This is a genomic window from Arthrobacter sp. MYb213 (assembly GCF_002979915.1).
In the GTDB taxonomy this organism is placed as follows: Bacteria; Actinomycetota; Actinomycetes; order Actinomycetales; family Micrococcaceae; genus Glutamicibacter.
In genome coordinates, this window is the sequence record NZ_PCQA01000002.1 from 344,920 (window position 1) to 356,506 (window position 11,587).

Genomic DNA, 11,587 nt, shown 5'->3' on the forward strand with positions numbered 1-11,587 from the left:
CGGACTTTCCTGTCATTGGCTATGTCGCGGTTTAAGGCACAAAAAAGCACTCCCCCATACCGTTTTCACGATCCAAGGGAGTGCTCTTAGGTTTTAAGACTTAGTAGTCGCGACGTCCGCCACTACGGTTTCCGCCACCGAAGCGCTTTTCGCCACCGCCGCGTCCGCCACCGAAGCCGCCGCGTCCGCCGCCACCGCCGAAGCCGCCACGTCCACCGCCGCGTCCGCCACCGAAGCCACCGGAACGCTTACGGTCGCCGTAGCCACCGCGGTCCGAATCTTCAGCTGGGCTGCGACCGTTGTCTAGCTCCAGGTTGATGGCTTCGCCACCAATGCGGGTGTTAGACAGTGCACGCCACTGGTCCTTGGTCAGCTCTGCTGGCAACTCAACCAGGGTGTGATCCGAACGGATATCAATGCCACCGATTTCGGAGGAGTTGAAGCCGCCTTCGTTAGCAAGTGCGCCAACGATGGAGCCCGGCTGAACGCGGTTCTGACGACCCACGGCCAAACGGTACATTGCGTTGCCCTCGGCTGCAGTCTTACGACCACGTGGTGCACGCTCGCCGCGTCCACCTTCACGCTCGCCACGTCCGCCTTCGCGGTCCATACGAGCCTTCTTCGAAGGTGGGATCACTGGCTCGGTCATCAGTAGTGGGCGACCACCCTGAGCCATCAGTGCCAATGCAGCAGCGATTTCAAGCTGATCTAGGTCCTCGTGCTCTGCAGCAAAACGCTCCACGATTTCACGGAAGGTGCTCAGATCCTGACCACTGATGGTCTGATCGATGCGATCGGTGAAACGCTGGATACGACGGTCATTGACCGTGTCCAGGGAAGGAAGCTGCATCTGAGTCACTGGCTGGCGGGTAGCCTTTTCAATCGCACGCAGTAGGTACTTCTCGCGTGGGGTCATGAAGAGGATCGCGTCGCCGGTGCGGCCTGCACGGCCGGTACGGCCAATGCGGTGCACGTAGGACTCGGTGTCGTGTGGGATGTCGTAGTTGATGACGTGGGAGATGCGTTCCACGTCAAGGCCACGAGCAGCCACGTCGGTTGCGACCAAGATATCGATCTTGCCCGAACGCAGGTTCTCGACGGTGCGCTCACGCTGCTGCTGTGGGATGTCACCGTTGATGGCTGCGGCGGTGAAGCCCCGAGCCTTCAGCTTGTCGGCAAGATCTTCGGTAGCCATCTTGGTACGAACGAAGGCGATAACGCCTTCAAAAGGCTCGGATTCCAGGATACGAGTCATGGCATCGAGCTTGTGAGCTCCCATAACCTGCAGGTAACGCTGGGTGATGTTGGTGCCGGTCGAGGTGTTCGACTTGACCGAAACTTCCTGTGGGTTACGCAGGTATTCGGCAGCGATGCGACGAATGGTACGTGGCATGGTTGCGGAGAACAGTGCAACCTGCTTGTCCTTTGGAGTCGACTCCAAGATCTTGTCGACCTCTTCGGCGAAGCCCATGCGAAGCATTTCGTCAGCCTCATCCAGTACTACGTACTGAAGGTTGGACAGGTCCAAGGAACCCTTGTTGATGTGGTCGATGACGCGGCCTGGGGTACCGACAACAACCTGTGCGCCGCGGCGCAGTCCGTTGAGCTGTGGTCCGTATGGCGAGCCACCGTATACCGGAAGGACGGTGAAGTCGCTCAGGTACTTGGCGTAAGAAGTGAAAGCCTCAGCAACCTGAAGAGCCAGCTCGCGAGTTGGAGCTAGAACCAGGATCTGTGGGGTGCGAGCTGGACCGTTAAGGTCTGCAAGCTCAGCCATGCGGGACAGTGCCGGCAGCGCGAAGGCTGCGGTCTTACCGGTACCGGTCTGTGCCAGACCAACTACGTCACGGCCTTCAAGAAGCAGTGGGATGGTGGCTGCCTGGATTGGCGATGGCTTCTCGTAGCCTAGGTCGGCTAGTGCTGCAAGCACTCGGGCGTCAAGACCAAGTTCGCTGAAAAGCACGGTCGGCTCTTCGGTGGTCTTTTCGTCATTGGTGTTTACGGGCATGTCTGATGACACGAAGAATTACCTCATTCGTTTGGGGAAGGCCTACCCGTCCCCAATTTAAGAACGACGCATAGGCTACACAGTAAGAAAACTACTCACGCTCATCAAGCGCTCCCCTATGACATAAAAACCGCGCACACACTTGGCGGAAGAAATACAACACGAGAAGGCTCTTGCCTCAAAAATTGGGCTAGATGCAAGGAAACCCTGATGTTCGCGAACACCTAATACTATCGACAAGTAGGCTCATTTGTCAGCGTGAGAGTTGTGTGAGTTCGGGCACCGCTTGCAAAGTGGGCCGTAAAACTAGCTCTTGGCGCTAGGCTGGGAGACGTGAAAAAGCCCGTAACTCCCCCGCCAAACACCCTGCCAGCACCCGGCGCCTTGCGCATTTCCCGGTTCGTTTGGATCTTGGCCGGGGTGCTCTTTTTAGGCTTCGCCGCGAATCTAGCCTTCGATGTCTTCGAAGTTCACCCGCTAGATCTTGGTCCGCTGGCGCTGGTAGTGCTCTTGGCCGTGGCCGGAATAGCGATCTGTTTCTTAGCCGTACGGCTGTGGAAGGGTGAACGCTCGGCACGCGCGCAGCTGACCTGGATTGGCCTCATCGCGGCCCTACCCACCTTGTTGCGCATGGGCCGTTACTCAATCCTCGCCGCGGTGGTGCTTCTCGCGGTGTTGTTGATGTGGACCCCGGCAAGTATCAAATACTTCAAGCTCACCTCGCCGAAAGCTAGTAAAAAATAACACCGGCGTTAACCACTGCGGGGCTCGTGAACCAGATGGTTCACGAGCCCCGCAGTGTTTAAGGCTTACAACGCGCCGAAGGCACGATCCAAATCATCGATCAGATCCGCAACATCTTCGATACCTACCGACAAACGAAGTAGGTTTACCGGAACTGCCAGCTCGGTGCCCTTGACCGAGGCGTGGGTCATCTCCGATGGGTAGTTCATCAGCGATTCAATGCCGCCCAGGGATTCTGCCAGGGTGAACAGCTTGGTGCTTTCGGCGATCTTACGCGCAGCAGCCTCGCCACCGGAGAACTGTACGGAGACCATGCCACCAAAGCCGCTCATCTGCTTCTTGGCAATGTCGTGACCCGGGTGATCTTCGAAGCCTGGGTAGAGCACGCGCTCTACTTCCTTGCGTTCGCGTAGCCAGTGAGCCACCTTTTCAGCGTTTTCGTTGTGCGCGCGCATGCGAACACCCAGAGTCTTCAGACCACGAGTGGTCAAGAAGGCATCCATCGGGCCAGAGACGGCACCTACGGCAAATTGAATGAACCCGATCTTCTCGGCCAGCTCATCATCCTTCACGATGACCGCTCCACCCACAACGTCCGAGTGCCCACCAATGTACTTGGTCGTGGAGTGCACCACGATATCTGCACCCAAGGTCAGCGGCTGCTGCAGGAACGGGCTGGCGAAGGTGTTGTCAACGACCAGCAACGCGCCGGCAGCGTGAGCGATCTGTGCGACCTTCGCAATGTCGGTGATGGTCATCATTGGGTTAGATGGTGTCTCAACCCAAACCAACTTGGCCTTGTTCTTTTCAATGGCGGCGGTTAATGCCTGCTCATTGGACATGTCTACCGGGGTGTTGCCGATGCCCCACGCACCAAGGACGCGGTCAATGAGTCGGAAGGATCCACCGTAGGCGTCGTTGCCCAAGACGATGTGATCGCCTGGGCGCAGGATTGCACGGATCAGTGAATCTTCGGCGGCCAGACCGGAGCTGAAGGAAAAAGCGTGCTTGCCAAGTTCGGCACCGGCGAGCTGAGCCTGCAGCGAGTCACGGGTCGGGTTGGTTCCGCGGCCGTATTCGTAGCCGTTGCGCAGCTTGCCAATGGCTTCCTGCGCATACGTGGTGGAGAAGTGTACTGGTGGGACGACGGCGCCGGTGTGCGGTTCAAATTCCTGTCCGGCGTGTACGAAACGAGTGTTTGATCCCTGAATGTTTTCGGTCATGACGTTCCTGTCCTGTTGAGTCAATGTTTAGCGGGTTACGTAGGCCAGCAGGTCCGACGCGCTCAGCGCGGCCTGAATTTCGCCACCGTCGGTCAACAAGACCGCCGGGTGCGTGGCAAGTAGTTCTTGGGCACGTTCTAGGCTTTCGCCGACGCCCAGTAGTGGGATGGGAAGCTGTTCGAGCTCAGCTAAGGTGCTGGACGCTTCGGCGCCGGCCAACAGGGCGTCGGTGAGCGTGGCTGCACCGATCACCGCGCGGATCTCTCCGATGCGTGCAGGTAACTGCGCGGTGCCAACCACTAGTGCTTCGGCTCCGGACTCGCGCAGCAGTTTTGCCGCTTGCGCCAGAGTAGTTTCTGCGCTGACCGTTGGCTGCGGCTGAGTGGCCAACGCACGAGCAATCTGTGCCAGCTGCGTATTTTCTTCTCCGGTGAAGCCTTGGGCAAGCATCCATGAGTCATTGAAGATCTTTGCTAGGTAGCCGCGTCCGCCGTCGGGGGCAATGACCACCACGACGTCGTCTTCGCTCAGGTGTTGAGCCACACGCAGCGCCGCGACGATCGCCATGCCCGACGAGCCGCCAAGGAGCAGTCCTTCTTCTTTGGCCAGACGGCGCGTCATCGCGAAGGATTCTGCGTCGTTGACTGGCTCCACCACATCGGGCACCGCCGGATCGTAGTTGCCTGGCCACATATCCTCGCCGACACCTTCGACAAAGTATGGGCGTCCGGTACCACCGGAGTACACCGAACCATCTGGGTCTGCGGCTATCACCTTGACCGGGCCGCTGGCTCGGTCAGCAGATATTTGCTTCAGGTAACGGCCGGTTCCGGTGATCGTGCCTCCGGTGCCGGCGCCAATGACTACGTGGGTGAGTTTGCCATCGGTATCATTCCAGATTTCTGGGCCGGTTGATTCGAAGTGGCTATCTGGAGCTGCCGGATTCGAAAACTGGTCTGGCTTGTATGCGCCGTCGATCTCGCGGACCAGTCGGTCCGAGACGCCGTAATAGGATTCTTCAGATTCTGGAGCGACCGCCGTAGGCGTCACCACTACCTCGGCACCGTAGGCTCGCAATACATCGCGTTTTTCTTCGCCCACCTTGTCGGGGGTGACAAAAATTGTTTTGTATCCCTTGAGCTGTCCGACCATTGCCAACCCCACACCGGTGTTGCCACTGGTTGGTTCGACGATAGTTCCGCCGGGCTTCAGTTCGCCGCTTTGCTCGGCACGCTCAACCATCTTCAAGGAAATGCGATCCTTGATAGAACCACCCGGGTTCAGGTATTCCAGCTTGACCAGCACGGTGGCTTTGATACCGTCGGTCACCCGATTGAGTTTGACGAGTGGCGTGTTGCCAATCAGATCTAGAACTGTAGACGCATACTTCATGTCAAGAACTTTACCGGCGCTTGTCACACATGTCGTGGCGGTACGTAGCTTTGCGTCATGCAATAGCGTGAAAGTATGGGAAATGTTACTGAGCGGAAGGTTTCAGGGCGTATGCACTTCGATGCAATAACCGGATCTTACGATCCACAGCGTCCGGTAAGTCTGCAGAAGTCGTTAGGGAATCTCCGGCGCGGTCTGAGCGACCCGACGATTCGGTTAGCCGAAACCGAAGCCTGGCTGGCCTTCGCCACCGAGCACGGCGATGCCACCTTACACATCACTAAACCCTCATTAAACGCCGCCGCACAATTTGAGGCGTGGGGCGCTGGAGCTCCTTGGGCCATCAAGCATGCACCGGATCTCTTAGGTGCAGCCGATGATTGGTCAGGCTTTGATGAGCCGGAATTTTTCTCTTGCTTACCCGAGCTAGTCCAGCGTCAACGTGTACTACACCGCGATCTGGCGCTACCGCGAACCAATAGAATTTTTGAGCACGCCGCCGGGGCCATCCTCGAACAACGAGTCACCGGCATCGAAGCGAACTATGCCTGGCGTTGGTTGATCCGCCACCAGGGACGTCCGGCTCCGGGGCCGGCACCGCAGGGGCTCATGCTTTTTCCGCGTCCCGAAGAACTTGCAAAACTCAAAAGGTGGGATTGGCAGACCGCCCGAGTCGAACAGCAACGCGCGCAAACCCTAGGCCGACTTGCGGTGGCGGCGAGCCGTTTAGAATGGTGGGCTGGCAAAAATCTGAAAGCACAAAAGCCTCATACAACAGGTGCGGGAACGATTGAGTCAGCGCTGCTATCTTTACCGGGCGTCGGTCCGTGGACTGTGGCCGAAACGTTGCAACGTTCCCATGGCTCACCCGACCATATTTCCGTTGGCGATTACCATCTAGCTGGTTTTGTTGGCCAAGTACTCATTGGGCGCCGGGTTGATGATCTGAAGATGCTTGAACTTCTTCGACCCTTTTCGGATCATCGACAACGAGTGATCCGGCTACTACAGCTTTCGGGACAGAAAAAACAAAGCTTCGGGCCACGCTACGCCCCATTAGATCACCGAGGTCGTTAGCAGCCCGAAGCTATTAGTAGTGCTTAGTGGATTACTCCGCCTGTGCAGCTTCCTCGGCGATTTGTGCGTGTACCTCAGACATATCGATGCCTTTCACGGCGGTGACTAGATCTTCAAGCTGAGCCTGGTTCAAAACACCTGGCTGCGAGAAGACGAGGACCTTTTCACGGAACGCCATCACGGTAGGAATCGAGGTTACGTTCGCTGCTCGCGCCAAACCCTGCTCCGCTTCGGTATCAACCTTGGCGAACACGACATCCTGGAATTTTTCCGAAGTCTGCTCATAAACCGGGGCGAACTGACGGCAAGGACCGCACCACGCTGCCCAGAAATCAACGAGCACAATGTCATTGTCTGCAATCAGCTGGGCGAATTCTGCTTCGCTCACATTTTTAGTTGCCATGCCTACACGGTATCCGAATTTATCCGCAAGTACGTATCTTGGAGACATTGGACGCAGTAGAAAAGCCCGAAAATCGCGACTTTTAAGCAATGTTCTCCGGGATGCAAAAAACTCCCAGATCTTTCGATCTGGGAGTTATCTGTGGCAGATACTGGATTCGAACCAGTGAAGGCGTTGCCAGCTGATTTACAGTCAGCCCCCTTTGGCCACTCGGGTAATCTGCCATGTTTGTTCACGTCGGAACGAGAAATAACTCTACAGGAGTTTTTGTAGCTTGTGAAATCGAGAGGTGCATTTTTGATGTAAGCCTGATCACAGCCGAAATTCTCGCCGCTAAACCGGTAGGCTATGAAGCGAATTGGACCCGTAGAACACCAAGGAGAAATCACATGGCTAGCGATTCCACATTTGATGTTGTCAGCAAGGTAGACAGTCAAGAAGTCGCCAACGCAATGAACCAGGCTCAGAAGGAAATCGTCCAGCGATACGACTTCAAGGGCATCGGCGCAGAAGTTGATTTCAGCGGCGAGAAGATCCTGATGAAGGCGAACTCTGAAGAGCGCGTCAAGGCTGTACTGGACGTCTTCCAGTCCAAGCTGGTCAAGCGCAACATCTCCCTGAAGTCCTTAGATGCCGGCGAGCCTTACGCTTCAGGCAAGGAATACCGCATCGAAGCATCCATCGTTGAAGGTATTGCTCAGGATGTTGCCAAGAAGATCAACAAGCTCATTCGCGATGAGGCTCCTAAGGGAGTTAAGTCCACCATTCAGGGTGATGAGCTGCGCGTATCTTCAAAGTCCCGCGACGACCTGCAGGCCACGATGACCCTGCTGCGCGGCTTCGACGAAGCAGACTTACAGTTTGTGAACTTCCGCTAAACACGCACCGCGTAGGGCTACTGAGCCTCACGTGCAAAGAGCGTCGTTGCCATTATTGGCAACGACGCTCTTTCGTGTTTCACAAGCAGTTACTGGCCGCGTGACATCGCTTCGAGCCGCGCCACCCGGTCATCCATCGATGGGTGTGTGGAGAACATCTGCTTCAGGCGCGAACCGAATGGGTTAGCGATCATCAGGTGTGAGCTGTTGACCAGCTTCTGATCCTGAGGTGCCAGCGGGGCGGCGCTGATTCCCGACTCCAAGCGGCGCAGCGCACTGGCGAGCGCCAGCGGGTCACCGGTGAGCTTGGCACCGTCCTCGTCCGCGTCGAACTCGCGGGTACGGCTGACTGCCATTTGAATCATCGAGGCAGCCAGCGGGGCCAGCAAGGACATCGCAATCAACGCGATGGGATTAACGTTGCGGTTATCGCGTCCGCCGAAGAACAGCATGAACTGTGCGACAGAAGTAATGACGCCGGCCACCGCGGCGGCCACCGAAGAGGTAAGGATGTCACGGTTATAGACGTGCATGAGTTCGTGGCCTAGAACCCCGCGTAGCTCCCGCTCATCGAGCAGCTGCAAGATCCCCTCCGTGCAGCAGACCGCGGCGTTTTCCGGGTTACGTCCGGTGGCAAAGGCATTGGGTGAGGTAGTTGGCGATACATAGAGGCGCGGCATCGGCTGTTGAGCGTTAATCGACAGCTCGCGAACGATACGGTACATGCCTGGCTGGTCTGCCTCGGTGACCGGGTAGGCCTGCATAGAGCGCAACGCGATCTTATCGCTGTTCCAATAGCCGTAGGCAGTGGTGCCCAGACCAATCAGCGCAAAGATCCAGATAAAGGAACTATTGCCGCTGCCGACAGAAATGAGCGAGCCAAGCGCAAGCAGCAGGGCGAACATGCCGCCGAGCAATAGCGCAGTCTTAAAACCATTGTTATGTTTATGCACTTAGGTCCACTCCCCGTGTCCGTAATCCCGATACCTTTAGTGTATTTGAACGACCGGCCCGAAGGGATTGTTCCCCGATAAGTCGTTGTGCGGGCCCTAAGGTGACTACTATCACCTAGTGTGACGGTGAGGCACTAGGGGACATACGATCAACACATAAAGCGCGGGTGCGCGGATCGCGTGAACCCTTCATGACATGGCGGAAGTAGACACGAATAACTAATGAGTTCCGGCAGCAATAAACCAGTTCGCTCCGAACATTCCTTGGGCCTGATCCAAGGCACCGCAGCGTACCTCATTTGGGGGCTACTCCCCCTGTACTTCCTGTTTTTACCGCAGATCTCAGCCTTTGAATTTGTTGCTGTGCGGGTCGTTTTCTCGTTGATCTTCTGTTTTTTGTTGTTGCTAGTCACCAAACAGATTCGCTTGTTCATCAGCATGTTCAAGGACGGCAAAACGGTGGGCCGGCTCGGCCTTGCCAGCGTTTTGATTGCAGTGAACTGGACGCTGTACGCCTTTGCGGTACTCACCGGCCACGTTTTAGAGGCTTCGTTAGGGTACTTCATCAACCCCATCGTCGCGATTGTCCTGGGCGTGATCGTCTTGAAGGAAAAGCTCAGTCGCCTGCAGTGGCTCTCCTTGGCCGTTGCCGCACTGGCAGTCATCGTGTTGACGGTCGGCTTGGGCCGGGTCCCCTGGATCTCCTTGGGCTTGGCTTTTTCCTTTGGATTTTATGGACTGGTCAAAAATCAGGTCGGCAAAAGTGGAACCGCTTTGGGTGCGCTCACCATGGAAACGCTACTGCTGACCCCGCTATCGCTCATTTTCTTGGGCTGGACGATGCTCCACGGCACCTCGGTGTTTACCTCCGTCAACGTGCCAACCTTTGCCTTGCTTGCAGTCAGTGGCATTATCACGGCGGTACCGCTATTGCTCTTTGGTGGGGCGGCCCGGCGTCTTCCGCTAAGTACCTTGGGTTCCTTGCAGTTCTTGGCACCGATTATGCAGTTCTTCCTCGGCCTACTGGTCTTCAGCGAGTCGATGCCGGCAGAACGTTGGATAGGCTTCGCGCTGGTCTGGGTGGCGGTAATACTCATTGTTTTGGATATGGTTCGAACCCCGCGCGTTGGCCCGGGGCCCGAACCCAAAAAAGTCAGCTGATCAACAGATTCCTTAAATAACACTGGGGCTGGTTCATTGATGAACCAGCCCCAGTGTTATTTATTTACGAACTAAGCGTGCTTGCGGATTGCCGCTTCGAGAACGTCAAAGGCTTCGCCGAGCAGCTCGTCACTGATCACCAATGGTGGGAGCAGGCGCACTACGTTGCCGTAGGTACCGCAGGTGAGGATCAGAACGCCTTCTGCGAGACATTCCTCTGCGATCTTCTTGGTCAGTGCGGCGTCTGGTTCCTTGCCACCGGCCTTGACGAATTCAATGGCAACCATTGCGCCACGTCCACGGATGTCACCTAGTGCGGAGACTTCCTTCTGGATTGCACCAAAGCGAGTGAAGAACTGCTCTTCGATCTGGCGGGCACGCCCGGCCAGATCCTGCTCTTCCATGAACTTGATGCTCTCTAGCGCTGCAGCCACGGCCACCGGGTTGCCACCGTAGGTGCCGCCCAGTCCGCCACCATGGACCGAGTCCAATAGTTCGGCGCGACCGATCAGGCCAGATAGTGGCATACCGCCAGCGATGCCCTTTGCCACGGTTACCAGATCTGGTTCGATACCTTCGATGTCCGAGGCGAACCATGCGCCCGAGCGGGCGAAGCCTGCCTGGACTTCGTCAGCGATGAACACGATACCGTTTTCCTTGGCCCACTCTGCCACGCGTGGCAGGAAGCCAGTGGCGGGAACGATGAAGCCACCCTCGCCCTGGATTGGTTCGATGATGATCGCGGCGATCTGATCTCCGCCGATCTGCTTCTCCATGGCCAAGATTGCGCGCTCTGCGGCCTCTTTACCTGAGATGTTTGGGTTTTCTTCGCGGTATGGGTAGCTCATTGGCATCCGGTAGATCTCTGGAGCCAGTGGGCCGAATCCACGCTTGTAAGGGGCTGCCTTGGCAGTCAGACCCATGGTGAGGTTCGTTCGGCCGTGATAGGCGTGGTCAAAAGCCACCACTGCCTGGCGTCCGGTGGCTACGCGAGCGACCTTGATCGCGTTTTCAACGGCTTCGGCGCCGGAGTTGAAGAATACTGCGCGCTTTTCAAAGTGGCCCGGAGTGATCGTCGCTAGCTTCTCGGCCAACTCGATGTAGTTCTCGTACGGTGCCACCATGAAGCAAGTGTGGGTGAATCGAGCTGCCTGCTCGGCAACTGCCTTGGCTACCGCTGGGTTCGACGCACCGACGGTGGTAACCGCGATACCCGAGCCGAGGTCGATGAGCTGATTTCCGTCCACGTCAACGATGATTCCACCGTCTACATCGGCTGCGTAGACCGGCAGGCTAGAGGCAACGCCGGCTGCGACTGCCTTGGCACGGCGGGCGGCCAGTGCCTGGGACTTTGGACCTGGGAAGGCGCCATTGATCTGGCGCTTCTGCTCAATGCGGTAAGTAACGTCCACCGTGATTCCTTTCAAAAAAATAACCGGCTCTGTTTCGGCCGGTATGACTCTAAATAGAACACTATGGCCGGGATTCGTATCGATCTACCAATACCGGCACAAAAATGAACTATCTTCATAGTGCACTTGCACAAGAAAGGTCTCCACCCCACAAATCTAGGATTTGCGGGGTGGAGACCAGATGACTTTGTGGTTACTCGTTACCCGTTGGGGCGAGCTCTACATCATCGTCCTGTTTCTCAGGATGACGGGATAGATTCCACAGACTTAGCGCCAAGCCGCCCCAAATGGTCAGCATGGAGATGATCATGAAGGTAATTGCGATTCCACTCATGG

11 protein-coding genes and 1 tRNA gene are annotated in these 11,587 nt (G+C 56.7%); 4 read left to right on the forward strand and 8 right to left on the reverse strand.

What is annotated here, in order from left to right:
• Nucleotides 1-100: 100 nt before the first annotated feature.
• Nucleotides 101-2,008: a DEAD/DEAH box helicase gene (locus CQ011_RS05990; protein WP_105675593.1), complete on the reverse strand. Its 1,908-nt coding sequence runs from the start codon at nucleotides 2,006-2,008 to the stop codon at nucleotides 101-103.
• Nucleotides 2,009-2,341: 333 nt separating this feature from the next.
• Between CQ011_RS05990 and CQ011_RS05995 the strand changes: the two genes are divergently transcribed.
• The gene (locus CQ011_RS05995) at nucleotides 2,342-2,752 is read left to right on the forward strand and encodes a hypothetical protein (RefSeq protein ID WP_105675595.1); all 411 of its coding nucleotides are present in this window, start codon (nucleotides 2,342-2,344) and stop codon (nucleotides 2,750-2,752) included.
• A 65-nt stretch (nucleotides 2,753-2,817) separates the two neighbouring features.
• Here the strand turns inward: CQ011_RS05995 and CQ011_RS06000 are convergent, their stop codons facing one another.
• The gene (locus tag CQ011_RS06000; protein ID WP_096256957.1) at nucleotides 2,818-3,975 is read right to left on the reverse strand and encodes a cystathionine gamma-synthase; all 1,158 of its coding nucleotides are present in this window, start codon (nucleotides 3,973-3,975) and stop codon (nucleotides 2,818-2,820) included.
• A 27-nt stretch (nucleotides 3,976-4,002) separates the two neighbouring features.
• Complete coding sequence (locus tag CQ011_RS06005; RefSeq protein WP_105675597.1) at nucleotides 4,003-5,367, reverse strand: cystathionine beta-synthase; 1,365 nt, start codon at nucleotides 5,365-5,367, stop codon at nucleotides 4,003-4,005.
• 75 nt (nucleotides 5,368-5,442) lie between these two features.
• Between CQ011_RS06005 and CQ011_RS06010 the strand changes: the two genes are divergently transcribed.
• On the forward strand, nucleotides 5,443-6,444 hold the full coding sequence (locus CQ011_RS06010; RefSeq protein ID WP_146112573.1) for a DNA-3-methyladenine glycosylase family protein: 1,002 nt from the start codon (nucleotides 5,443-5,445) through the stop codon (nucleotides 6,442-6,444).
• A gap of 31 nt (nucleotides 6,445-6,475) precedes the next feature.
• Here CQ011_RS06010 and trxA read toward each other — a convergent pair whose 3' ends face one another.
• Both trxA and CQ011_RS06020 read right to left on the reverse strand, forming a co-directional pair.
• Nucleotides 6,476-6,847: a thioredoxin gene (trxA, locus tag CQ011_RS06015; RefSeq protein ID WP_096257081.1), complete on the reverse strand. Its 372-nt coding sequence runs from the start codon at nucleotides 6,845-6,847 to the stop codon at nucleotides 6,476-6,478.
• A 142-nt stretch (nucleotides 6,848-6,989) separates the two neighbouring features.
• Nucleotides 6,990-7,071, reverse strand: a tRNA-Tyr gene (locus tag CQ011_RS06020).
• Nucleotides 7,072-7,236: 165 nt separating this feature from the next.
• Between CQ011_RS06020 and CQ011_RS06025 the strand changes: the two genes are divergently transcribed.
• Nucleotides 7,237-7,725, forward strand: a complete 489-nt coding sequence (locus CQ011_RS06025; RefSeq protein ID WP_096256959.1) for a YajQ family cyclic di-GMP-binding protein — start codon at nucleotides 7,237-7,239, stop codon at nucleotides 7,723-7,725.
• A gap of 89 nt (nucleotides 7,726-7,814) precedes the next feature.
• On the opposite strand, the gene htpX is transcribed toward CQ011_RS06025, so the two are convergent.
• Nucleotides 7,815-8,678, reverse strand: coding sequence for a zinc metalloprotease HtpX (gene htpX / locus CQ011_RS06030; protein ID WP_105675601.1), 864 nt, complete (start codon nucleotides 8,676-8,678; stop codon nucleotides 7,815-7,817).
• Nucleotides 8,679-8,900: 222 nt separating this feature from the next.
• Between htpX and rarD the strand changes: the two genes are divergently transcribed.
• Nucleotides 8,901-9,839: an EamA family transporter RarD gene (gene rarD, locus CQ011_RS06035; RefSeq protein WP_105675603.1), complete on the forward strand. Its 939-nt coding sequence runs from the start codon at nucleotides 8,901-8,903 to the stop codon at nucleotides 9,837-9,839.
• Nucleotides 9,840-9,910: 71 nt separating this feature from the next.
• On the opposite strand, the gene gabT is transcribed toward rarD, so the two are convergent.
• A complete protein-coding gene (gabT, locus tag CQ011_RS06040; protein ID WP_181148006.1) occupies nucleotides 9,911-11,251 on the reverse strand; it encodes a 4-aminobutyrate--2-oxoglutarate transaminase in 1,341 nt (446 codons plus the stop codon).
• A gap of 193 nt (nucleotides 11,252-11,444) precedes the next feature.
• Nucleotides 11,445-11,585: a methionine/alanine import family NSS transporter small subunit gene (locus CQ011_RS06045; protein ID WP_105675607.1), complete on the reverse strand. Its 141-nt coding sequence runs from the start codon at nucleotides 11,583-11,585 to the stop codon at nucleotides 11,445-11,447.
• Between the last annotated feature and the right edge of the window lie 2 nt (nucleotides 11,586-11,587).